Genomic DNA, 23,175 nt, shown 5'->3' on the forward strand with positions numbered 1-23,175 from the left:
AAGTTTGACCGCGCATTATGGCCTCAGCGAGGTGTTTTCCGCACGCCAGGTCTTGCGCGGTGTTGCCATCAGCTGGAATGTGCCATCAAGCCGGTACCTGGTCTTCAAATAATGTCTTCATCCGCCGATGCTGATGACAGAACTTCTGATTGCTGCGCAATAAAATTCCTGAACCACAGCTGAGCGGGGTGATGGTCGCTGCGCCGGTGCCAGATCAGGTGAAAAACAATATCCGGCAGCGCCAGCGGTGGCGCAAACAGGGTAAGCCGATGGCTGGCCTGCGCATGCAGCGCGACCCGTTTGAGGATGGTGGCCGCCATGCTGGTGCGAGCGACAACTGCCGGTACGGCAAACAGTTGCGGCAACGTCAAAGCCAGCTTGCGGCTTTTGCCTTGTTGCGCGAGGGCCTGATCGACAAGGCCGTGCAGCTTTCCTTCGGGCGACACGAGCACGTGCTGGAGGCCCAGATACGTGTTCAGGTCCATCGCTTGCCTGGCGGCCGGGCTGTCGCTCGATACGATGGTGACAAATTCATCGCGCATCAGCGGCCGCGTCAGGATGCGGGCGTCTGTATTGATCGGCGACACGCCAATTGCCACATCGATTGCCCCTGCATCGAGCAGGTCGACGGCGTCATTACGGTCATTATAGGCAAGCACATTCAATGCAATGCCTGGCATGGTTTGTTCAAGTGCCTCCAGCAGTGCCGGAAGCAGCACCAGCGTGGGGTAGTCCTGCAGGCCCAGTTTGAATGTGATGGATGCCATCTCGGGCTGAAAGTCGGGCTGGCTAAGCATGGCCGATTCGATCTGGCGCAGTGCAGCGGCGATCGGCGACGCCAGGTCGCGCGCACGTGCCGTCGGAGTGAGCCCGGCACTGCTGCGCTGGAACAGCGGGTCGCCCAGCAAAATACGCAGGCGCGACAAGGCCGCGCTCATTGCCGGCTGGCTGACGCCGACCTGGGTTGCCGCACGCGTGACGTTGCGCTCTTTCATCAGCGCATCAAAGGCAACGAGCAGGTTCAGATCGATACCATGAAAATCCATAATTCGTATAGTTATCTATATCGGTTATTTGTTGGACGAATTCTACTGCAAAGCACACACTGGCCGCTCGTCCACTACTGAACAATCATCATGCATACCTCAACAACTGATATGTCCCGGCAATTGCAGACTGAGCTTGCCGCAGTCATGACCCTGTACCGCGCTTTCAGCGAACAGAACCCCGATCTTGTCGACAGCGTGCTGGCCCCTGACTGGGACGATATTCCTCTCGCGCCCGGCCAGGAAGCCGGCCCCGCCGGCATCAAACCCATTATCCGCATGGTTGCCGCCGCCTTTCCCGACGTGCATATCACCATCCATGACACCATCCAGCAGCCTGGCAAGGTCGCTGTGCGCGCTGAAATCAGTGGTACCCATGAAGGTGCGCTGTTCGGCATCGCGCCGACCGGCAAGAAGGTAAGCTTCCGCCTGCATGAGTTTCACACGGTCGCGAACGGCCTGGTCACCACCACTTGGCATATGGAGGACTGGTTCGGCCTGTTTCTGCAACTGGGGCAGTTCCCACCCCAGAGTTAAACCTATCCAAAAGCGTAAGGATCAAATGAATACAGCGTATATCAGTCGTTTTGGCGTAGCCCGAGCGCATTGTCACCCGCGCATTGTTAAGATAGCGCTTTCGTAAATACCACAGCAAGGTTTTCCATGCTTACCGGTTTTAACCATCTGACGCTTTCTGTGGGCAACCTTTCACGCAGTGTCGATTTTTACGCGACGCTGCTTCGCTTCAAACCAGAAGCCATCTGGAATACCGGGGCTTACCTCACTATGGGCGATTTCTGGCTATGCCTTTCACTGTCGAAGGAGGCGCTCTCAAAGCAGACCGCGGAATATACTCACTATGCATTTTCAATCCGCCCCGAGGACTTCGACGAATTCAGAAATACGCTGTTGGACTGCGGTGTGAAGGCATGGCAGAACAATAGCAGCGAAGGGCAATCCTTCTATTTTCTTGATCCTGACGGCCACCAATTGGAGGCGCATGTCGGCTCGCTCGCATCGCGACTGGCAGCATGCAGACGAGCACCCTACGACGGCATGAGATTTTTCGATTGATCGCTATGGTTAACCGGCTTTGCAGGCGTTTTCGATAAGAGGAAAGGTTGACGATGGCATTTGATTGGCACGGTGGAGACATTTCACGCGCAACACAAGTCGATGATCATTACAGGAACACGCAGAATGTCCGGCGCTTTCTTCTTGCGCAGTGCGGAGCGGATTTCAAATTCGACCGCGAATTCATGGCATGGATACGAAACGGCATTCCCAAAAGTATGGGTGACGTGGCGGATGAATGGACTCGACACCGCGCCGGAAGCGCTTGATTCGGCGATATAGCGCCGGTCAGAAGGGGGCCGGTAGATACGCTTTCAAGGGCTTCAGACCATTCGGGTTTGGTCCGGCATTCTTGAAATTGACCGGGATCGATGGGCAGGTGCCGCTTAGTCCAAGACCAGGTAGTGCGCCGCAAGGATGCACTGAGAAGTGCAAGTGTGGCAGACCTCCGGTATTGCCAGTGTTGCCCGAAAGACCAATCCAATCTCCCGCCGCGACTTGTTGGCCAACATGAACTTTTACGCCACCACGGGTGAGGTGCGAATACAAGCCGACAGTCCCATCTTCATGCTGCACTGTGACGAGGTTGGTGCATTGTCGATTGCCGTCGGCGCAGCCGTCGCTTGCAGTGAGCACCGTACCCTTGCGTGCGGCAGTGACTGGTGTTCCGACCGGCATCACGAAATCGTAGCCATGATTCCAGAAGTTGCTATGCCCGTTGCCTGAGCAATTGGCCTGGTTAACGACATAGGCGAAATGGTCGCGGTAAGGCAGAACATACGGTGACTTTTGCCAATCGGTGGCTGGCTGACTGCATGGATAGGAACGACGTTCGGGATCAGAGCTTTCTGGGGAAAAAATAGCAAAAAGCGCGATGCCAAAAACCAGCGACAGCAAGAGCAGAGGGGACAGTTTCACTTGTTTTCAGCTTGGTGATGATCGTTGAAATGAAATAACCTTGGTAATAGCACAAACTATACTCCCGACAGCAAACTATCATAGCGAAGCAGGCTGTAGTTGTCGTTTCACTTTCTTGCCAAGCATCTTATTAACGTCGCTGACACGACTAGTGACAACGACATGAATGAGCATATTTCTTTGCGCCTGCCAGAAACTGGCAGGCAATCTCAAACAATACCGTCGCTTCCCGCAGACTGCGTGGACGTACGATGGAGTTTCGATGGAGATGCTATCTCCTTTTCAATCGTGGCCGTTTGAAGCGAGGTTGGCCTTGATCCACGACGCCACGTCGGTTACGGGCAGCTTGTGGCGCTGATTGAAGGTGTCGTGCTTGTCCCATGCTACACCGCGCCCTTGAGCAAATGCCGCACGATACTTGCGCATCATGTTGCCCGGCTCGCGCGCCAGTTCGTCGAGCAGGTATTGCTCGCTCCATGCCGAACGGCTGAAGGGGCGGCCAAGCGCGGCTTGCAGCTTGTCGGCCACTTCGCCGTAAGTGACGGTGTCGCCGGCCAGAAACACGATCTCGTTGACGATACGCGGCTTGGCGAACACGATTTCGGCCGTCAGCATGCCGATATCATCGGGCGTTGTCAGCGTCACGGCGGTGTCGAGGCTGCCCAGCGCGTGGACGGCGTCGTTTTGCAGGTCAACCACGCCAAATTCCGGCTCGAACAGGTAGCTCATGAACATGCCGGTCGAGATAATGACCCACTCTGTCTGATCCTGAGCGCGCAGCAACTCGCGCACATCGAGTTGGGCGTCGAAGATGTCTTGCGGACTGCCGCGGCCGATGACGTCAAAATCGACGCCGAACTGCCACGGGAAGTAGCGCGGGATGCGCGCCTGCAAGGCGGCGCGCGCCAGCTTCATGGGCGTGTCGATGCCTGCCGCGTAACCGGCGCAGCCGATAACGGTGTCGTATTGCGCAAAGACGATGGCCAGTTCATCGATGGTGCTTTTCACCAGATCGCCGATGACGATGTCGATGCCGAGCTGGCGGATTTCGGTGACATCGCGCTGCTTGCCCGGTTCACCGGATTCGATGGCGCTGGCGCGCAGCAGCACGCTGATTTTTGCGCCGTCCACATCGCGTGCACGGCGCGCCAGATTGCGCAGCACCGGAAGGCCCAGTTCTCCCGCGCCGAGTACGAGAATGTTGCGCGATACGGCGTCGGGATTTGCCTGGTTCATTACATGGTTTGATAGATCGGACATTGTTTATGGCTCCTGTCAGTATGAGGTCTGACTGTAACTGGCCAGGCAGCACAGAAAAAGCAGGCGCGGCGGGTTTCATCATGCAGAAAATTCGAATAATGTTGGGGTATAGTGCCGTTTTCTCTATCGCTGACAGGACAGATCATGGATCGCGTACAGGCAATGCAGGTATTTCTACGCGTGGTCGACAGCCGCAGTTTTGTGCGCGCAGCAGAGAGCCTGGGCATGCCAGCCTCATCGGTCACCGGCATCATCAAACGACTGGAAAAACATTTGCAGACACGCCTGCTGAACCGCTCCACCAGAAACCTCAGCCTGACGCCGGAAGGCGAGCGTTATCTGTCGCGCTGCCGCGACATACTCGACCTGATTGACGACACCGAGGCCAGTTTGCACAGTTCTGCCGAGCATCCGCAAGGACGGCTGCGCGTGGATATGCCGGGCAGCCTGGCCCATGCGGTGATCCTGCCGCAACTGGCGCAGTTCCAGCAGCGCTATCCCGATATCTATCTGATGATCGGCGTCAATGACCGCCAGGTCGATTTGATACAGGAGGGCGTCGATTGCGTTATCCGTACCGGCAGCCTGCATGATTCGACGCTGGTCGCGCGCCGCTTGGGCGAGTTGCGATGGATGACCTGCGCGGCGCCATCCTACCTGGCCGAAATGGGCGTTCCCAAGGTACTCGACGACTTGCAGCATCACCGGGCAGTGCATTATTTTTCCAGCAAGACCCGGCGCGGCAGCGAATTGCACTTCATCGAAGAGGGGGCCAGCGTCACGGTGCCGGTTCCCGGTACGGCTGCGGTCAACGAGACGGGCTTGTATATCAGGCTGGCGCTTGACGGACACGGCCTGGTGCAACTGGCCGAGACGGTGGTGGCTGATCAGTTGCAAGCCGGGCAACTGGTCGAGGTGCTGGCCGACAAACGGCCGGCGCCCGTGCCGGTTTCGCTGCTCTACCCGCATCAGCGTTTTCTCTCTCCGGCGATGCGGGCATTTACCGACTGGACCATCGGGTTGTTTGGCAAGGCCGGACAACAGTGACATCGTTTGTGGTGTATGACGCCACCGAAGTGCCTGGCCGCTTGGCTGTCACTGGCAGTCGCCGATTTTTTTCAGCAACGACAACTGGGTTGCCACCATCGGCGGATTCGGATCGTGGCCCGTGCGCGGCACCAGCATGAACTCCTTGTGCGGCGCTTCGATAAAGTCGAAATAGCGTTTGCTCGGCTCAGGCATGGTCAGCAAATCCTGCTCTCCCTGCACCATGTAGATCGGCACGTCGAATTTCGGCCCAAGCTTGTAGAGATCGATTTTCGAGGCAATGCCATCACCGTTGAGCCCGACGAATTGCAGCCAGGAGTAATCCTCGCCGGCTTCGTAATCGGCTTCGTACTGCGGTGTCGTATATTCCGGCGAAGAACCGGTCCATGCCTTGGGTACAGGCTCGATGCGCTGGCCTTCGTATTTGCGTATCACGCGGCGAAACATCCCGGCATAGCGCGGGTTGGTCCACGGCAGCGCACCCAATGATGCGATTCTGGCGACAGCTTCCTGGTCTCCTGCAGCGCGCGCCAGGGCCAGCGTGGCGTCAATGCTGGCCTGGGTCGGCAGCGGACCGACCACTTGCGACGTGCTGACATAGCCGCAAAACAGTGCCGGTTCGGTCTTGACCATGTGTACGCCGAGCACTGAGCTCCACGAGCCACCCAGCAGTATCACGCGCTGTTTGCCGAAGCGCTTCGCCGCGTAGTGCGCGACCTCGATGCCATCATCGCGCAACTGCTCGACCAGCAAGGGCACCTCATCTGTCAACCGATTACGGGCATAGGTCATGCCGGCGCCGCGCTGGTCCCACTGGACAATCGTGAAGTCTTTTTCCCACGATTGATAAAATTTGTCGGCAAATGGCGTGGTCGGGTTTCCAGGGCCACCGTGCACCAGCACCACAATCGGGTTGGCGCAGTTGCTGCCCTTGATGCGTATCCACTGTTCAACGCCGCCTATGCTAGCGTAACCTTTTTCGTCAACCGGGGCGCCTGCCTTGCAGGCTGCCCCTGGTGACAAGCGCGGTACGTCAGTTGCACCGTACGATGCACAGTGTGCCAGGCCGAGCAGCAAGGCAGTGAAGGGAGCAATCAGATGGCGGGGCAGCATAAGAGTCCTGATGTGGTGGTAAGGTTATCGATTGGTCCGTCAGGTTGATCGCGTCATGAGCCTCATGACGTAGTCAGCACTGAGCCCGGAGGCGTTGAATCATGAGAAAATATAAACCAGCTGTGACGGTTTGTTTTTAGAAATTCCAGCATAGCAGGGCGATCAGCTGCAGGTAAGCTGGTATTTCTGACAGTAGCGCAGTATCGGTAGGCAAGAGGAAGCGGCACCTTGATGCATCCACATTATCTGTGGCAACAAACTTGGCAAGAGCGCCTGGTGCAGGTTTGCACGGAGGCCGAACTGATGTCCGTCATGGCACAGGCAGCAAATCAGCTCGGCTTCGAGTTCGGTGCGATCGGGATGCGCCTGCCACTGCCGCTGTCCAATCCGAAAACAGTCATGCTGAGCAACTATGCGCCGGCATGGCGCGAACGCTATGAGACTGCACGCTATCTGAGCGTCGATCCGACAGTGGCCCATGCGGTGCTCTCCACCAGACCAGTCTTATGGTCGGATCAGGTATTCGCCCAAGCTGGTCAGTTGTGGGAGGACGCCCATGCTCATGGCCTGCGCGTCGGCTGGGCGCAACCGATGCATGACATCAAGGGCATTGCCAGCCTGCTGACACTATCGCGCTCGCACGATGCCATCTCGCCGGCCGAATTGGGCGACAAGACGCCGCAAGTGGCCTGGCTCGCCCAGGCGGTTCACGAAACACTGGCTGGGGTGCTGGCGTCCAGGCCTGGCAGTGCAGCCGAGGTCAAGCTGACGGTACGTGAAATAGACGTGCTGCGCTGGGCCGGCGATGGCAAGACAGCTGGCGAAACAGCCGATATACTTGGTATTGCCGAACGTACGGTGGTTTTTCATATCGACAATGCCTTGCGCAGGCTAGGCGCTGGCAATAAAACGGCAGGCGTGCTCAAGGCCGCAATGCTGCGGCTGATATAGCCTGGCCTGAGCCGGGAGTGTTGCTTGCATGCGTTGTAAGATGTGCGGCTCATGCTTTCACTATTGAAAGATAAAGGTAATTCCCGGTATGCCATTCCAGACTCCGACAGTGGTGCTGACACCGGCCCAGCTTGGCGATGCCGAGGCGCTCGTCGCACTGCGTATCGAGGCCATGCGCGACAGCCTTCAGCGCATAGGGCGCTTCGATCCCGTACGCGCCAGAGACCGGTTCTTGTCCGGCTATGTGCCGCAGCACACGCGCCATATCGACAGCGAAGGCAAACGCGTCGGCTTTGTTGTCGTCAAGCCGCAGCCGGACGTCATGCTGCTCGACCACCTTTATATTCATCCCGCTCATCAGGGCAAGCGTATCGGCGCCGCCGTGCTCGCCCGAGTTATCGAGGAAGCGGCAGCGGCGGACCTGCCGGTGCGGGTGGGCGCCCTGCGCGGCAGCGATTCAAACCGTTTTTACCTGCGGCACGGGTTCGGGCTGATCGAGGCTGGAGAATTCGATCACTATTATCTTCGACCGTGTGCAAGCCCGGCCTGAACCACTGGGATCACTTGCGCTCTGGTATCGAGGGCGTGAGATAACGGGTACTTGCCAGGCCGATATGCATTGGTACGCTTCTTGCTGATAAGGCAGACATTGTTTGCATACAGGCCACACCACCCATGACGCCCAGACCGACATTGTCCTCCCCGCTGCGCAAGCTGCGCATTGTGGTGGTCAATACCCTGATACACCCTGGCGACGAACATGACGCGTCGCTGCAGCTGCAAGCGCAGCGCGGCAATGCCTTGCGCATCGGCCTGCTTGAATCGGGCTACGATATCATCGCTTCCTTGCCGGCCGACCTGTACCTGCCTGAGCGCATTGCCCAGTTGCAGCCCGACATGATCATCGTCGATGCCGAGTCCGATGCACGCGATGTGCTCGAGCATATCGTGATTGCCACGCGCGACGAGCGCCGGCCCATCGTGCTGTTTACCGAAGATGGTGCCACCGACAGCATCGATGCGGCGATGGCGGCCGGCGTGTCGGCCTATATCGTGGCCGGGCTGCATGCCGAGCGCATTGCACCAGTGCTCAATGTGGCGCTGGCGCGTTTTCGCCAGGAGGCCAAGCTGCGCGCCGAACTCGATGACACGCGCCACAAGCTGGCCGAGCGCAAGGTGATCGAGCGCGCCAAGGGCCTCCTGATGACGCACCATGGCTTGAGCGAAGACCAGGCTTACCAGCGCCTGCGCAGCATGGCCATGAACAAAAAGCTCAGGCTGGCCGAGATAGCCCAGCGCATTATCGACGTGGAGGACTTGCTGGGAGGATAATCTGTCCAATTTGGTGCGGGGCACCAAACGGGTGCAGGGTGGCCGCGTTGTCGCGGCACAGTGCGGGATGCAGGATGGCACGCTCCTTGCTGGACACACTACAAGACGAAGTTTGCGATTGAGGAAAAGCAGCATGACTGAGGTAACGCGCAAGTTGGTGCCGGAAAAACAGACAGTACGTATCGGCTACCTGCCGCTGACCGATTGCGCCTCGCTGGTGATGGCCTCGAAACTGGGCTTCGACGAGCGTCATGGCATCAAGATCGAGCTGAGCCGCGAGATGTCGTGGGCTGGCGTGCGCGACAAGCTGGCCAGCGGCGAACTCGACGCCGCCCATGTGCTGTACGGGCTGGTCTATGGCGTGCAGGCTGGCATCGGCGGCCAGCGGCGCGACATGGCGGTGCTGATGAACCTGAACCAGAACGGGCAGGCGATAACCGTTTCGGGCGAACTGGGCCGCGCCGGCGTCATCGACGGTGCGTCGCTGGCGCGCCAGGTGCGCGCCTCCAGGCACCTGCCGACGCTGGCGCATACTTTCCCGACCGGCAACCATGCGATGCTGCTGCAATACTGGCTGGCGGCGCAGGGCATCGATCCGCTGCGCGACGTGCGCGTGATGACGGTGCCGCCGTCGCAGATGGTGGCGGCGCTGCGCACCGGGCAGCTCGATGGCTATTGCGCCGGCGAGCCGTGGGGCTACAAGGCCATCGTCGATGGCGTGGGCGTCACGCTGGCCTCCAGCAGCGCGGTCTGGCCCGATCACCCGGGCAAGGTGCTCGGTACCAGCGCCGCCTTTGCCCAGCAGCATCCCAATACCTGCCGCGCCCTGATTGCCGCCGTGCTTGAAGCGGGGCGCTGGATCGACGCCAGCGAAGTGAACCGTCTGCAGATGGCCGCCACGCTGGCCGCTCCCGAGTTCCTCAACACCCAGCCGGAACTGCTGGCGCCGCGCCTGCTGGGCCACTACCAGGACGGCCTGGGCAAGACCTGGAACGATGGCGGGCGGCTGCGCTTTTATGGCGACGGCGCCGTCAATTTCCCGTATTTGTCGGACGGCATGTGGTTTACCAGTCAGCATCGACGGTGGGGCCTGCTGCGTGACGAACCCGATTACCTGGGCATGGCGCGCCAGGTCAACCGCATCGACCTGTATCGCCAGGCGGCCGAAATCACGGGCACGCCGCTGCCGGCAGGCGCCATGCGCGCCTCGGTACTGTGCGATGGCGTGCGCTGGGACGGCAGCGATCCGGAAGCGTATGCCGCTGCATTTGGCATCGGTCATTTATTTTAAAGGGAGCACCCATGAACCAACAATGTCTGCATGCCGGCTGCGTTACGCTGGTCGGCGCCGGCCCCGGCGACCCGGAACTGCTGACGCTCAAGGCCGTCAAGGCGATAGCCGCGGCCGATGTGCTGCTGATCGACGACCTGGTCAATCCCGAGGTGTTGGTGCATGCGGCGCCGGATGTGCGCGTGATCGAGGTGGGCAAGCGCGGCGGCTGTGCCTCAACCCCGCAGGCCTTTATCGAGCGCCTGATGCTGGCCGAAGCGCAGGCCGGCAAGCAGGTGGTGCGCCTGAAAGGGGGAGACCCGTATCTGTTCGGGCGCGGCGGCGAGGAGCGCGCCATGCTGCGCAGCCATGGCATAGAAGTCGAGGTGATTCCCGGCATTAGCAGCGGCCTGGCGGCGCCCACGGCCATCGGCGTGCCGCTCACGCACCGTCACTGGAGCCAGGGCGCCGTGTTTGTCACCGGCCATGGCAAGGACGCGGCGTCCGAGCCGAACTGGGCCGCGCTGGCGCAAAGCCGGCTGACACTGGTCATCTATATGGGCGTGGCGAGGGTAGCGTCAATCCAGGCGGGGCTGCTGGCTGGCGGCATGGCGCCGCACACGCCGGTGGCGGTGGTGCAGTCGGCCAGCCGCGCCGCGCAGCGCCAGTTGCTGACCACGCTGCAGGAATTGCCGGCGGCGCTTGCTGCCAGCGGCCTGGCCAGTCCCAGCATTATCGTGGTCGGCGAGGTGGTGCGCTGCGCCGATGCCTGGTCGGCAGGACAGGACAGCGAGGCAGCGCCGGCGCTGCTGGAGCAGGCTGGCGGGTAGAGATACAGGCGCCGCCGGGTAACGTGTCCGGCAGCAGTGTGGCTTTTTTCGCATCGGGTGTGCTTGGTAACCGGGCTTTGATAGTATTCTGTTGTCAGGCGGGCAGCGGCCCGTTTTTACAGACCCGGTTTGGAAGCGATCGAGTATGCATACGCTGAGCACGCGCTGGACGGCATCGAATTTTCGGCTATGGGCCGGCGGCCTGCTGCTGGCGATGATCATAGGCGCCAGTCTGTATGTGGGCGCCTTGCGCACCATCGACGACGATGCGCGCCAGCGCTTTGAAAACCTGACCTACGGTGCGCAGCAGTCGCTGGTGGCGCGCGTGAAAAGCTATTCCGACCTGCTGCGCGGCCTCGAAGCGCTGTTTCGCAGCAGCAACGGGCTCACGCGCAAGCAGTTTCACGACTATGTCGGCGGCCTCGATACTGCGCGCCAGTTTCCCGCCATCGAATCGATGAACTACGCCGTGCATGTGAGCGCCGCCGGGCGCGAGGCTTACATCGCAGGCGTGCGCGGCGACGATAGTTTGCATCCGGGCGGCTATCCCGACTTCACCATTCGTCCCAAGGGTGAGCGCAGCCAATACACGGTGCTCGACTACCTGGAGCCCGATACGCTGATGGCCGAGCGCCATGGCGTCGATATCGGCGCCACCGAGGCGGTGGCCGAGGCGCTGGCGCAGGCGCGCGACAGCGGCCAGATCAGCGCTTCGGGCAAACCCATCATGATCAAGGGGCCGCCGCAGTTCCTGGCGCTGGGCATGCGCCTGCCCGTGTACCGCAACGGCATGCCGCGCGATACCGTGGCGCAGCGCCGCGCCGCCTATATCGGCTCGGTCGGCATCGGTTTTGGCGTGGCGCGACTGGTGCGCAGCGCGCTGGAAGGCAGTGCACTTGAGCCGGTACACCTGACCCTGTATGGCGCTGCGACGCCAGCCGATACCGGCAACGCGCTGAGCATACAAGCGGGCGACTGGCTGCTGTTCAGCGATGGCGCCGAGTCGAAGTCAGGCCCACCCTTGCCCGGTAGCGACAGCCGCTATTTTGACCAGGTGCTGCCGATCGACTATCACGGCAGCATCTGGAAGGCGCATTTCCGCGTTGCCAAGAGCGAGTTGTACAGCCCTTTTGACCGTTTTCTGCCCGGCCTGGCGCTGGCGGTGGGGGTGTTTGGCACGCTGCTCGCTTATGGGTATCTGCTGACGCTGTACCGTTCGCGCCGCAACGCCATCGTGCAGCGCGCGCTGCTCGATACCGTGCTCGATAGCGTTGACGCGTATGTCTACATGAAAGATGCTGACCGGCGCTTCGTGTATGTCAACGCGAGCGTGCTGCGCATCCTTGAGCAACCGGCCAGCCAGATTGTCGGCAAGCACGCCAGCGAGTTGATGTCTGCCAGTTCGGCGGCTGTCATCGATGGGATCGAACAGCGGGTGTATGAAGACGGCACCAAATACGTGGGCGAGGAGCGCCATGTCGATGCCGACGGGCGCGTGCACCACCTGTGGAGCGTCAAGGTGCCGCTGGGCCTGCCTGGCCCGGTCACCGGCATGATCGGCTTGTCCACCGATGTCAGCGAACTGCATCGTCTGAAAGAGCAGGCCGACGCCGCCAACCGCGCCAAGAGCGACTTCCTGTCGAACATGAGCCATGAAATCCGCACGCCGATGAACAGCATTATCGGCATGGCGCACCTGGCGCTCAAGTCGGTGGCCGATGCGCGCCAGCGCGACTATCTGCAAAAAATCTATCATTCGGGCCAGCATCTGCTCGGTCTGATCAACCATATCCTCGATTTTTCCAAGATCGAAGCCGGCAAGCTGGAGCTCGAAGTGCGCGACTTCCGGCTCGATACCCTGCTGGCCAATGTATCGAGCCAGCTGGGCGAGGCCGCTGCGGCGCGCGGCCTCACGCTGCAGTTCGACATCGCGCCCGGCATGGCGCAGCGCTGGTGCGGCGACCCGCTGCGTCTCGAGCAGATATTGCTCAACCTGACCAGCAACGCCATCAAGTTTTCCGAGCACGACAGCATCTTCGTGCGGGTGCGCCAGGTCGACGCGCGCGAGGCCCGGGCCACCTTGCGCTTCGAGGTGCAGGACCGCGGCATCGGCATGAGTCCACAGGAAGTGGCGCAGCTGTTCCGCTCTTTCCACCAGGCCGATCCGTCGACCACGCGAAAATATGGCGGCACCGGCCTGGGGCTGGTGATCAGCAAGCAACTGGCCGAACTGATGCAAGGCACGGTGGGCGTGGAAAGCCAGCCGGGACTGGGCAGCACCTTCTGGTTTACCGCCCGGCTGCAGCCTTACCTGGGCGCACCGCAGGACAGCAGCGGCGAGGCGCCGCAGATGATTGAAGCGATACGCGGCGCGAAGATCCTGCTGGTGGAAGACAATCTGTTCAGCCAGCAGGTCGGCTGCGAATTGCTCGAAGACGCCGGTGCGGTGGTGCACGTGGCCGGCAACGGCCACGAGGCACTCGAACTGGTGCGCCAGCACCGCTACGACTGCGTGCTGATGGACGTGCAGATGCCGGAAATGGACGGCTTCGAGGCGACCCGCCGCATCCGCGCCGATCCGGCCCTGGCGGGCCTTCTGGTGATCGCCATGACGGCCAACGCCGGCAGCGAAGACCGCGCACGCTGTCTGGCGGCGGGCATGGACGAATTCGTCACCAAGCCGATCGCGCCCAATCTGCTGATGCACCTGCTGGCCAAATGGTTCCGCCTGCGCGGGCTGGCGGGGCAGAGCCAGGCTGCGGCGCCGGCAACTGGCGCCGTGCCGGGCGGCGCCGGGCGCAATATGGCGGTGCTCGACCTGCAGTCGCTGGCCACCACCTTCAGCAACGATCCGCTCAAGATGCGCAAGTATGCGCAGCTGTTCCTCGATACCGCCCGCGCCGGCCTGGCCGAAATGGAGCAGGCGCTGGCGCTGGAAGACCTGGGGCGCCTGGCCGATCTTGGCCACCGCAGCAAATCGTCGGCGTTGGCGGTGGGCGCCAACGCCTTTGCCGCGCTGTGCACGGCCATCGAAGGCTTGCGCCGCGATGGCGACCTGATTAAGGCGCGCGCGCTGGTCTCGGCGGCAGGCCCGGCGCTGGCGCAGGTAGCCGAGCAAATTTCGCTCGATTTTGCCGTCAGCGACACACCTTGACGCCCAGCTGCGGCGATAATACGGTTTTGCGCTGCCGGCCTTGCCGGCCGGTGGCGCGGCAACCGATCGGAACCGCATGCAATCGACCATTACGCCCGGCCTTATCATCCTGCACGGCAACCAGCTCGAGCACCTGCGCGCCGCCGTATTCCAGTGGCTGCGCAATCATCCGCTGTCGCCGCTGGAAACCGATATCTTCCTGGTGCAGTCCAACGGCGTGGCCGAGTGGCTGAAAATCGCCCTGGCTGAAGAAATGAAAGTGTGCGCCGCTACCCGCATCGCGCTGCCGGCGCGCCAACTGTGGCAGAGCTACCGCGCGATGCTGGGCGCGGCCAGCGTGCCGCGCGTGTCGCCGTTCGACAAGGGGCCGCTGACCTGGCGCCTGATGCGTTTGCTGCCCTCCTTGCTGAACCAGGAGGTGTTTGCGCCGCTGCGCTATTTCCTGGCCGATGGCGACCCGGAGCGCCGGCTGCAGCTGGCCGAACGCCTGGCCGACCTGTTCGACCAGTATCAGGTCTATCGCGCCGACTGGCTGGCCGACTGGCGCGCCGGGCGCGATCAGCTGCGCACGGCGCGCAGCGAGACGCTGCCCCTGCCCGAGGAACAGCGCTGGCAGGGCGCACTGTGGCGCGCGGTGGTGGACGATGTGCCAGAACATGAGCGCGATACTGGCCGCGCCGATATCCACGACGCCTTCCTGGCGGCGATTGCTGCCGGCGAGGCGCCAGCGGCCAGGCTGGCGCGGCGCGTGGTGCTGTTCGGCGTTTCGGCCCTGCCGTACCAGACCTTGCAGGCGCTCGCTGCGCTTGCGCGCCACACGCAGGTGGTGCTGGCCGTGCCGAATCCGTGCCAGTACTACTGGGGCGACATTATCGAAGGGCGCGACCTGCTGCGCGCGGTCAACAAACGCCAGCAGCTGCGCGACGGCCAGGACCTGGCGCAAGTGCCGCTCGAAGAACTGCATGCGCACAGCCATCCGCTGCTGGCCGGCTGGGGCCGGCAGGGGCGCGACTTTATCCGCATGCTCGATGAATTCGACGAGCATGCGGCCGCCGAAGGGCGCGACGACAGCCTGCGCCTCGACCTGTTTGGCGACGAAGAGGGCGTGACCTTGCTGCAGCAGGTGCAGGTGGCGATCCGCGAACTGCGTCCACTGGCCGAGCATGCCAAGATTGCGCCCGATGCGCTGGATCGCTCGATCGAGTTCCATGTGGCGCACAGTGTGCAGCGCGAAGTCGAAGTGCTGCATGACCAGTTGCTGGCGCTGTTTGCTGACAGTGTACGCAGCGGCCTGCGTCCGCGCGATGTGGTGGTGATGGTGCCCGATATCGACACCTTTACGGCCGCCATCCATGCCGTGTTCGGCCAGCACCAGCCGCGCGATGCGCGCTATATTCCATTCGAGATCGGCGACGTCAAGGACCGCAGCGTCAATCCGCTGCTCGTCGCGCTCGAGTGGCTGCTGCAGCTGCCGCAGCAGCGCTGCCGCCAGAGCGAAGTGCGCGACCTGCTCGACGTGCCGGCGCTGGCGGCGCGCTTCGGCCTGCACAGCGACGACCTGGCCACGCTGGGCGCCTGGATCGAGGGCGCCGGCGTGCGCTGGGGGCTGGACCAGCAGCACCGCAGCGGTCTCGGTCTCGGTGCGGCCGGCGAACAGAATGCGTGGATCTTCGGCGTGCGGCGCATGCTGCTCGGCTACGCCAGCGGCAGCGACGCCAGCTTCAACGGCATCGAGCCGTACGCCGAAGTGGGGGGGCTGGACGCCGCGCTGGCCGGGTCGCTGGCGCAGCTGGTCGAAGCGCTGCTGCACTGGCGCGCGCTGCTGGCCCAGTCGCGTACGCCCGAGGAGTGGGGTGTGCAGGCGCGCGCGCTGCTGGCGGCGTTTTTCGACGCCGGCGACGAGGGCGACCGCCTGACGCTGGCGCAGCTGGAAGACGCTTTGCAGGGCTGGCTGGAAACGTGCGAGCATGCCGGCTTTGTCGAGGCCGTGCCGCTTGATGTGCTGCGCGTGGCCTGGCTGGGTGCACTTGACGAGCCGACCCTGAACCACCAGTTCGTGTCCGGCGGCGTGACTTTTTGCACCCTGATGCCGATGCGCGCCGTGCCGTTTCGCGTGGTGTGCCTGCTGGGCATGAACGATGGCGACTTTCCGCGCCGCGCCGCACGCGCCGACTTCGACCTGCTGGCGCTGCCGGGCATGGCGCGCCCCGGCGACCGCTCGCGCCGCGATGATGACCGTTACCTGATGCTTGAAGCGCTGCTGGCCGCGCGCGACAAGCTTTATGTCAGCTGGGTCGGCCGCAATGTGCGCGACAACGCCGAGCAGCCGCCGTCGGTGCTGGTGGCGCAGTTGCGCGACTATCTGGCGGCCGGCTGGTCGCTCGACCGGCATCTGTCCAGCCTGACTACCGAACACGCGCTGCAGCCATTCAGCCGCCGCTATTTCGAAGACGGCGGCTTGCTGACCTACGCCGGCGAATGGCGCGTGGCGCATGCCGACAGCGATGCGCAGAATCAGGGCACGCCGCTGCCGGCGCTCGAAGCGTATGAGCTCGACCCCGACCGGCGCCTGAAACTGAGTGAGCTGGCCAGCTTCCTGCGCCAGCCGGTGCGCTACTTTTTCCGCCAGCGCCTGAGCGTGCAGTTTGCCGACGCCACCCTGCTCGGCGACGACGAGGAGCCGTTTGGCTTGAATGCGCTCGAACGCTATCTGCTGGAAGACACCATGCTCGACGACGGCGGCGCGCTCGAGGAACTTGACCAGGTGCGCACCAGCCTGGCGCAGCGCGCTGCGCGGCTGGCGCGCGAAGGCGTGCTGCCGATCGGCCTGATCGGCGAACAGGTGCAGGCGCAGCTGGTCGAATCGCTGGCGCCGGTGCGCAGCGCCTGGCTGTCGCTGCGCGCGTTTTATGGGCAACCGGCCGACAAGCGCGCCATCAAGCTGGCCTTTGGCGAGGTGCGCATCGAAGACTGGCTCGACAAATTGTGCAGCAACGGCCAGGAAACGGCGTGGCTGATGCAGATCTCATCGAAAGTGCTCGATGCACAGGGCCAGGCGCGTGGCGACAAGCTGATGCTGATGTGGCTGCGCCAGCTGGCCGCCGCCGCGATCGGCTTTCCCGTTACCGGCTACCTGGTGGCGCGCGACGCCATCGTGTGCATGGCGCCGCTCGAGCAGCAGGCGGCCAATGACGCGCTGGCCACCTTGCTGGCGCTGTGGCGCGAGGGCATGAACCATCCGCTGCCCACCGCCTGCAAGACCGGCCTGGCGCTGCTTGCCGACGGCGATCCGCGCGCTGTCTACGACGGCGACTACAACCGCGCTGGCGAATGCGCCGAAGAGCTGTGCCTGGCGCGCCTGTGGCCCGAGTTTGCGCTGCTGGCCGCCGACGAAGCATGGCAGGACTGCACGCGCGAGCTCTACGGGCCGCTGGCCACCTGGCTGCGCGAGCAGATTACTTTGGACCCGATCGGCACCCTTGACGATGCCGGAGAAACCGCATGAACAGCCATCTGCTCAACCCCCTGACATTCCCGCTGCACGGCTCGCGCCTGATCGAGGCTTCGGCCGGCACCGGCAAGACCTGGACCATCGCCGCGCTGTACGTGCGCCTGGTGCTGGGCCACGGCGAGCCTGCCGATGAAGGCCAGGACGGCACGCGTTTTGCACGTCCGCTGCTGCCGGCCGATATCCTGGTGATGACCTTTACCCGCGCCGCCACGCGCGAACTGTCGAACCGGGTGCGCGAACGCCTGATCGAAGCGGCCGCCTATTTCCGCGGCCAGGCCGATCCCGGCAAGCCCGACGCTTACCTGGACGCCTTGCTGGCCTCCTATCCGGACGACAGCGAACGCCAGAAAGCCGCCTATCGTCTGATGCTGGCCGCCGAGACCATGGACGAAGCGGCGATCTTTACCATCGACGCCTGGTGCCAGCGCATGCTGCGCGAGCATGCGTTCGACAGCGGCAGCCTGTTTGACGAAGAACTGGTCAGCGACGAACAGGCGCTGTTCGAGGACGCCGCGCACGACTACTGGCGCCAGCAGGTCTATCCGCTGCCCGAGCAGCCCTTGCAGGCGCTGCTGGCCTGCTGGGGTGATGTGCAGGCGCTGAAAAAAGAGGTGCGCGAACTGGCGCGCCAGCCGGCAGTGGACGCCCTGGCCAGCCACGCGCCGCTGCGCGAGCTGATCGAAGGCCGGCAGCAGGCATTGCGCACGCAGCTGGCCGCGCTCAAGGCGGGCTGGGTCGAGCGGGTGGGCCAGATGGCGTCTTGGATTAACGGCCAGCGCGAATTGAACGCCAAGTGCTTTAATGGCGTCAAGATGAAGCCGGACAATGTCGGCAAATGGCTCGACGGCCTGCGCGCCTGGGCGCAGGACCCGGATATGTTGTCGCCCTCGATGACTGCAACGGCTTGGACGCGATTGACCCCGCACGGCATCGAAGACGCGTTTGCCAAGAACTTCAGCGCCCAGGTGCCGGACTGCTTCAATCAGACCGAAGCGCTGGGCCAGGCGCTGGCGGCCATCACGCCGCTCGAACACAACCTGCGCCTGCATGCGGCCGCCTCGATTGCGCGCCGCATGGACCAGCTCAAGCGCCAGGCGCGCCAGTTCGGCTTTGCCGACCTGCTGGCGCGCCTGCGCGAGGCGCTCGACGGCGAGAATGGCGCCGCGCTGCGCCAGCGCATTATCAGCCAGTATCCGCTGGCGATGGTCGATGAATTCCAGGATACGGCGCCGGGCCAGTACCGCATCTTCGATGCGCTGTACCGCATCGAAGACAACGATGCGCGCCTGGGCCTGTTTCTGATCGGCGACCCGAAGCAGTCGATCTACGGCTTTCGCGGCGCCGACATCCGCAGCTATCTCGATGCGCGGCGCGCCACGGCCGGCCGCCACTACCAGCTGGGTACGAACTTCCGTTCCAGCGCGGCGCTGGTGGACGCAGTCAACCGATTGTTCCTGCACGGCGAGCGCGAGCAAGTGCCGCTGGGCGCTTTCCGCTTTCGTCGCAATGGCGACAATCCGCTGCCGTTCGAGGCCGTTGCCGCGCAAGGTCGCCGCGAGCAGCTGGTGGCCGGCGGCGCGCCGATGCCGGCCCTGCTGGCGGCCTGCGCCAGCGACCCGGCGCTCAAAAGCGACGCCTACCGCGATTATTTTGCGCAGCACTGCGCCGAGCATATCGTGGCCATGCTGGCCGATCCACAGGCAGGCTTCGACGGCCCCGATGGGTACACGCGGCTGCAGCCGGCCGATATCGCCGTGCTGGTGCGCGATCGCAAGGAGGCGGCCGCCGTGCGGCGCGCGCTGGCGCGCCGGCGCGTGGCCAGCGTGTATTTGTCGGACAAGGATTCGGTGATCGACAGCGAAGAAGCGGCCGACGTGCTGCGCTGGCTGGCGGCGCTGGCCAATCCGCTCGACGGCGCACTGGCGCGCGCGGCCTTTGCCACCGCCACCATCGCCATGCCGCTCGCCGAGCTGGCACGGCTGTCGCAGGACGAACTGGAATGGGAGCGCCGCGTCGAGCAGTTGAAAGCGCTGCATCTGGTGTGGCAGCGCCAGGGCGTGCTGGCCATGCTGCGCCGCTTTATCCACGAGCTGCAGCTGCCGTCGATGCTGCTGGCGCAGAGCGGTGGCGAGCGGCGCCTGACCAATTTGCTGCATCTGGCCGAACTGCTGCAGTCGGCCAGCCGCCAGCTCGATGGCGAACAGGCGCTGATACGCTGGCTGGCCGAACAGATCGCCGGCGACGGCGAGAGCGGAGACGAGCGCGTGCTGCGCCTGGAAAGCGACGCCGAGCTGGTCAAAGTCATTACCGTGCACAAGTCCAAGGGGCTCGAATACCCGCTGGTGTATCTGCCGTTTGCGGTGACGGCGCGCAAGGCCGACAAGCGCAATCGCAGCTTTGCCGAATATGTCGACGCCGACGGCGAGCGCAGGCTCGACCTGGCGCTGTCGCAGGAAGCGATGGCTGCGCTCGAGCAGGCACGGATCGAGGAAGACCTGCGCCTGTTGTATGTGGCGCTGACGCGCGCGCGCCATTTCCTGTGGCTGGGCGTGGCGGCGCTGCCCGGTGCCAAGAGTAGCAAGGGCGGCGGCAACACGCTGCATGAATCGGCGCTCGGCTATCTGCTGACCGGCGGCGAGCCGCTGCCGTCCGAACAATTGCAGCAGCGCTGGCTGGAGGTGGGCCAGGGTTGCAACGCCATGGTGGTGACCGAACTGGCACAGCCGGGCGCGCCCACGCTGCTGCGCCGGCACGAACAGCGAGCCGGCCTGCGCGAAGCGCCGCGCTTTGCCGGCCGCTTCGAGCGCGACTGGACGGTGGGCAGCTTTACCTCGCTGACGCGCCAGCTGGGCCAGGCGCCGGCGCATGTGCCACAGCGCCCGCTGGAAGAAACGCTGCTCGAAGACGACGCCGGCGCACCGGCTGCAGCCAGCGTTGCGCGCCCGCTGCAGCCCGATGCCGGCCAGCCATGGCACCGCTTTCCACGCGGCTCGTTGCCCGGTAACTTCCTGCACGAGCAGCTCGAATGGATGGGGCGCGAAGGTTTTGCGCGCGTCGACCAGGCGCAGTTCGAGGCCGACCTGGCGCGCCGCTGCGAGCGCGCCGGCTGGGGCAACTGGCAGTCCGAGGCCATTACCTGGCTGCGGACGGTTGCGCAAACGCCGCTGCCGCACCTGCAGGCGTCGCTGTCGGAACTGGACGAGATGCTGCCTGAAATGGAGTTCTGGTTCCCCAGCGAGCACCTCGACAGCACCGCGCTCGACGCGCTGTGCACGCAGCTGCTGCTCGATGGCGCACCACGCCCGGCGCTGCCGCGTCGCCAGCTCCATGGCATGTTGAAAGGCTACGCCGACCTGGTGATCGAGCGCGACGGCCGCTACTGGGTGCTCGACTACAAGTCCAATCTGCTGGGACCGGACGACGACGCCTACGCCACGCCGGCGCTGGCTGCCGGCATGGCGCAGCACCGCTACGACGTGCAGGGCGCCATTTACATGCTGGCGCTGCACCGGCTGCTGCGCAGCCGTCTGGGCGCGGCCTACGATCCGCAGCAGCACCTGGGCGGGGCGGTGTTCCTGTTCCTGCGCGGTATTGCCAACCCCGATACGCACGGCTGCTACTGGCTGGCGCCGCAACTGGCGCTGCTCGACGGCCTTGATCAATTGCTGGAACAAACGGAACCACACGATGCCTGACGCCGTCCCCGAGATGCTGTTCGACCATTTTGACAGCCTGGCGTCGGCCGGCCATTTGCGCCGGCTGTCGGCGGCGTTTGCGCGCTTTGTCGCCACGCTGGCGCCTGTCGCCAACACAGCCAATGCCGCCGATGTCTGCGCGCTGGGCGTGGCCAGCATGGCGCTGTCGGAACTGGAAGGGCGCGGCCACAGCTGCCTGCTGTTGTCCGAACTGGCCGATGCGCCTTCGCAACTGCTGGGCTGGCCCGAAGAATTGTGGCACGGGGTGCTGGCCCACGCCGGCCCGCTGCCGCCAGACCTGGACAGCTGGCATGTACTGCTGGCGCGCGCGCAGCAGGTGTACGGCCGCAGCGGCGAAGATGCAAATGAGCCGCTGGTGCTCGATGGCGAGCGGCTGTATCTGCGTCGCTACTGGCGTGATGAAACGCTGGTGGGTCGGCAGATCGGCGAACGCGCCGGTGCGCTTGGCGCACCGCCGCTGCAAAAGGCGCGGCAGTGGCTCGATATCCTGTTCGACCAGCCGGCACCAGATGGCGGCACCGACTGGCAGAAGGTCGCCTGCGCCATAGCGCTGCGCGGCAAGGTCAGCATCATTACGGGCGGCCCCGGCACCGGCAAGACCTACACCGTGGCCAGCTTGCTGACGCTGCTGTTTGCCATGAGCGAACAGCCCGAACAGCTGCGTATCGCGCTGGCCGCGCCGACCGGCAAGGCGGCGGCGCGCCTGACCCAATCGATCCGCCAGGCGCTCGAACGCCTGGCCGGCAAGGTGGCGCAGGCGGGCCAGACGCTGCCGGTCGCTGCGCTGGCCGCCGCCATGGGGCCGGCGCGCACGCTCCACAGCCTGCTCGGCGCGCGCCCCGATACGCGCGCGTTCCAGCACCATGCCGGCAATCTGATCGAGGTCGACGTGCTGATCGTCGACGAGGCCTCGATGGTGCATCTGGAAATGATGGCCTCGGTGCTGGCCGCCTTGCCGCCCACGGCGATGCTGATCCTGTTGGGCGACAAGGACCAGCTGGCGTCGGTGGAGGCGGGCGCGGTGCTGGGCGACCTGTGCCACGATGCGCAGACCGGCGGCTACACGCCCGCTACCATCGCCTACGCAGAAGCTGCCAGCGGTGTGGCAATCGATGCGGCGTTTGCCGGCCGCGCCGGCGCGCTGGCGCAGCAGACGGTGATGCTGCGCCACAGCCACCGCTTCAGCGGCCCGATCGGCGAGCTGGCGCACGCCGTCAATGCCGGCATGCCGCGCGCGGCGCAGCAGTGCCTGCAAGGCGACAGCGGCGGCAAGGTGGCCTGGCTGGTGCCGGCGCGGCAGCAGGACGTGCTGGGCCTGGCGCTGCACGGGCGCGAGCAGGCGCCGGGCGGCTATCGTCCCTACCTGGAACTGGTGCAAGCCGGGCCGGGCGAGGCGGCGCATGACGATTGGGTGCGCGCCGTGCTGCAGCGCTTCGAGGCGTTTCGCATCCTGTGCGCGGTGCGCGAAGGCGAGTGGGGCGTGGCGGGCCTCAATACTGCCATCGAGCTGCTGCTGGAAAAAGAGCGGCTGATACGGCGCAGCGAATGGTATGTCGGGCGCCCGGTGATGGTCACGCGTAACGACTATGGCACCGGCGTGTTCAATGGCGATATCGGCCTGACCTTGCGCGACCCGGCCCGCGCCGGTTCCCTGCGCGTGTACTTCATGGAAGGCGACAGCGTGCGCAGCGTGCTGGCCACGCGCCTGCGCCATGTGGAAACGGCGTTTGCCATGACGGTGCACAAGTCGCAGGGGTCCGAATTTCGCCATACGGTGCTGGTGCTGCCGCAGGAGGGCGGCGCCATGCTGGCGCGCGAACTGGTCTACACCGGCATCACACGCGCGCGCGACTTCTTTACGCTGGTCTCGCCGACCCAGGCGGTGCTGTCCGACGCCATCTTGCGCCGCACCCAGCGCGCCAGCGGCCTGCGCGCGCTGATTGGTTCCTGAGC

Annotated in this window: 17 protein-coding genes; 13 read left to right on the forward strand and 4 right to left on the reverse strand. The window is 64.0% G+C overall.

Features of this window, described 5'->3' with window-relative positions; genetic code table 11:
* Positions 1 to 104 precede the first annotated feature (104 nt).
* Positions 105 to 1,046: a LysR family transcriptional regulator gene (locus GCM43_RS04145; RefSeq protein WP_152242250.1), complete on the reverse strand. Its 942-nt coding sequence runs from the start codon at positions 1,044 to 1,046 to the stop codon at positions 105 to 107.
* A 111-nt stretch (positions 1,047 to 1,157) separates the two neighbouring features.
* On the opposite strand from GCM43_RS04145, the gene GCM43_RS04150 reads away from it, so the two are divergent.
* The 3 genes from GCM43_RS04150 to GCM43_RS26065 all read left to right on the forward strand — a co-directional run bounded on the left by GCM43_RS04150 (position 1,158) and on the right by GCM43_RS26065 (position 2,389).
* Positions 1,158 to 1,583, forward strand: a complete 426-nt coding sequence (locus GCM43_RS04150; protein ID WP_226929311.1) for an ester cyclase — start codon at positions 1,158 to 1,160, stop codon at positions 1,581 to 1,583.
* A gap of 126 nt (positions 1,584 to 1,709) precedes the next feature.
* Entirely contained in the window at positions 1,710 to 2,120 is a 411-nt protein-coding gene (locus tag GCM43_RS04155; RefSeq protein WP_152242252.1) for a VOC family protein, read from the forward strand.
* A gap of 53 nt (positions 2,121 to 2,173) precedes the next feature.
* A complete protein-coding gene (locus tag GCM43_RS26065; protein ID WP_152242253.1) occupies positions 2,174 to 2,389 on the forward strand; it encodes a DUF6434 domain-containing protein in 216 nt (71 codons plus the stop codon).
* 19 nt (positions 2,390 to 2,408) lie between these two features.
* Here the strand turns inward: GCM43_RS26065 and GCM43_RS04165 are convergent, their stop codons facing one another.
* Both GCM43_RS04165 and GCM43_RS04170 read right to left on the reverse strand, forming a co-directional pair.
* Entirely contained in the window at positions 2,409 to 3,038 is a 630-nt protein-coding gene (locus GCM43_RS04165; RefSeq protein ID WP_152242254.1) for a M23 family metallopeptidase, read from the reverse strand.
* A gap of 282 nt (positions 3,039 to 3,320) precedes the next feature.
* Positions 3,321 to 4,274: an aromatic alcohol reductase gene (locus GCM43_RS04170; protein ID WP_152242521.1), complete on the reverse strand. Its 954-nt coding sequence runs from the start codon at positions 4,272 to 4,274 to the stop codon at positions 3,321 to 3,323.
* Positions 4,275 to 4,442: 168 nt separating this feature from the next.
* On the opposite strand from GCM43_RS04170, the gene GCM43_RS04175 reads away from it, so the two are divergent.
* Positions 4,443 to 5,345 (forward strand): LysR family transcriptional regulator, encoded by a 903-nt coding sequence (locus GCM43_RS04175; RefSeq protein ID WP_152242255.1) that lies wholly within the window; start codon positions 4,443 to 4,445, stop codon positions 5,343 to 5,345.
* A gap of 48 nt (positions 5,346 to 5,393) precedes the next feature.
* Here GCM43_RS04175 and GCM43_RS04180 read toward each other — a convergent pair whose 3' ends face one another.
* Positions 5,394 to 6,458, reverse strand: a complete 1,065-nt coding sequence (locus GCM43_RS04180; protein WP_152242256.1) for an alpha/beta hydrolase — start codon at positions 6,456 to 6,458, stop codon at positions 5,394 to 5,396.
* Positions 6,459 to 6,689: 231 nt separating this feature from the next.
* Here GCM43_RS04180 and GCM43_RS04185 point away from each other — a divergent pair, with 231 nt between their 5' ends.
* From GCM43_RS04185 to recD, 9 genes are all read left to right on the forward strand, one after another.
* Positions 6,690 to 7,409, forward strand: coding sequence for a LuxR family transcriptional regulator (locus tag GCM43_RS04185; RefSeq protein ID WP_264372636.1), 720 nt, complete (start codon positions 6,690 to 6,692; stop codon positions 7,407 to 7,409).
* A gap of 88 nt (positions 7,410 to 7,497) precedes the next feature.
* Positions 7,498 to 7,959, forward strand: a complete 462-nt coding sequence (locus tag GCM43_RS04190) for a GNAT family N-acetyltransferase (protein ID WP_152242258.1) — start codon at positions 7,498 to 7,500, stop codon at positions 7,957 to 7,959.
* 125 nt (positions 7,960 to 8,084) lie between these two features.
* Positions 8,085 to 8,741, forward strand: a complete 657-nt coding sequence (locus GCM43_RS04195; protein ID WP_193315532.1) for an ANTAR domain-containing response regulator — start codon at positions 8,085 to 8,087, stop codon at positions 8,739 to 8,741.
* 133 nt (positions 8,742 to 8,874) lie between these two features.
* Complete coding sequence (locus GCM43_RS04200; RefSeq protein ID WP_152242259.1) at positions 8,875 to 10,032, forward strand: CmpA/NrtA family ABC transporter substrate-binding protein; 1,158 nt, start codon at positions 8,875 to 8,877, stop codon at positions 10,030 to 10,032.
* Between the two features lie 11 nt (positions 10,033 to 10,043).
* The gene (gene cobA, locus GCM43_RS04205; protein WP_152242260.1) at positions 10,044 to 10,841 is read left to right on the forward strand and encodes a uroporphyrinogen-III C-methyltransferase; all 798 of its coding nucleotides are present in this window, start codon (positions 10,044 to 10,046) and stop codon (positions 10,839 to 10,841) included.
* A 145-nt stretch (positions 10,842 to 10,986) separates the two neighbouring features.
* Entirely contained in the window at positions 10,987 to 13,995 is a 3,009-nt protein-coding gene (locus GCM43_RS04210; RefSeq protein WP_152242261.1) for a CHASE domain-containing protein, read from the forward strand.
* 76 nt (positions 13,996 to 14,071) lie between these two features.
* Positions 14,072 to 17,500, forward strand: coding sequence for an exodeoxyribonuclease V subunit gamma (gene recC, locus GCM43_RS04215; RefSeq protein ID WP_152242262.1), 3,429 nt, complete (start codon positions 14,072 to 14,074; stop codon positions 17,498 to 17,500).
* A complete protein-coding gene (recB, locus tag GCM43_RS04220) occupies positions 17,497 to 21,201 on the forward strand; it encodes an exodeoxyribonuclease V subunit beta (RefSeq protein WP_152242263.1) in 3,705 nt (1,234 codons plus the stop codon). Before recC ends, recB begins: the two co-directional genes overlap by 4 nt.
* On the forward strand, positions 21,194 to 23,173 hold the full coding sequence (gene recD, locus GCM43_RS04225) for an exodeoxyribonuclease V subunit alpha (RefSeq protein WP_152242264.1): 1,980 nt from the start codon (positions 21,194 to 21,196) through the stop codon (positions 23,171 to 23,173). The genes recB and recD overlap by 8 nt, the downstream gene beginning before the upstream one ends.
* Positions 23,174 to 23,175 lie beyond the last annotated feature (2 nt).

This window comes from Janthinobacterium aquaticum, assembly GCF_009208565.1.
Classification (GTDB): domain Bacteria; phylum Pseudomonadota; class Gammaproteobacteria; order Burkholderiales; family Burkholderiaceae_D; genus Janthinobacterium.

Bases quoted from the DNA above. Each gene is read 5' to 3' on its own strand.
- GCM43_RS26065 (WP_152242253.1), top strand. From the start codon at position 2,174: ATGGCATTTGATTGGCACGGTGGAGACATTTCACGCGCAACACAAGTC.
- GCM43_RS04200 (WP_152242259.1), top strand. From the start codon at position 8,875: ATGACTGAGGTAACGCGCAAGTTGGTGCCGGAAAAACAGACAGTACGT.
- recD (WP_152242264.1), top strand. From the start codon at position 21,194: ATGCCTGACGCCGTCCCCGAGATGCTGTTCGACCATTTTGACAGCCTG.
- GCM43_RS04185 (WP_264372636.1), top strand. From the start codon at position 6,690: ATGCATCCACATTATCTGTGGCAACAAACTTGGCAAGAGCGCCTGGTG.
- GCM43_RS04170 (WP_152242521.1), bottom strand. From the start codon at position 4,274: ATGAACCAGGCAAATCCCGACGCCGTATCGCGCAACATTCTCGTACTC.
- GCM43_RS04180 (WP_152242256.1), bottom strand. From the start codon at position 6,458: ATGCTGCCCCGCCATCTGATTGCTCCCTTCACTGCCTTGCTGCTCGGC.
- recC (WP_152242262.1), top strand. From the start codon at position 14,072: ATGCAATCGACCATTACGCCCGGCCTTATCATCCTGCACGGCAACCAG.
- GCM43_RS04210 (WP_152242261.1), top strand. From the start codon at position 10,987: ATGCATACGCTGAGCACGCGCTGGACGGCATCGAATTTTCGGCTATGG.
- GCM43_RS04155 (WP_152242252.1), top strand. From the start codon at position 1,710: ATGCTTACCGGTTTTAACCATCTGACGCTTTCTGTGGGCAACCTTTCA.
- GCM43_RS04145 (WP_152242250.1), bottom strand. From the start codon at position 1,046: ATGGATTTTCATGGTATCGATCTGAACCTGCTCGTTGCCTTTGATGCG.
- cobA (WP_152242260.1), top strand. From the start codon at position 10,044: ATGAACCAACAATGTCTGCATGCCGGCTGCGTTACGCTGGTCGGCGCC.
- GCM43_RS04150 (WP_226929311.1), top strand. From the start codon at position 1,158: ATGTCCCGGCAATTGCAGACTGAGCTTGCCGCAGTCATGACCCTGTAC.
- GCM43_RS04190 (WP_152242258.1), top strand. From the start codon at position 7,498: ATGCCATTCCAGACTCCGACAGTGGTGCTGACACCGGCCCAGCTTGGC.
- recB (WP_152242263.1), top strand. From the start codon at position 17,497: ATGAACAGCCATCTGCTCAACCCCCTGACATTCCCGCTGCACGGCTCG.
- GCM43_RS04175 (WP_152242255.1), top strand. From the start codon at position 4,443: ATGGATCGCGTACAGGCAATGCAGGTATTTCTACGCGTGGTCGACAGC.
- GCM43_RS04195 (WP_193315532.1), top strand. From the start codon at position 8,085: ATGACGCCCAGACCGACATTGTCCTCCCCGCTGCGCAAGCTGCGCATT.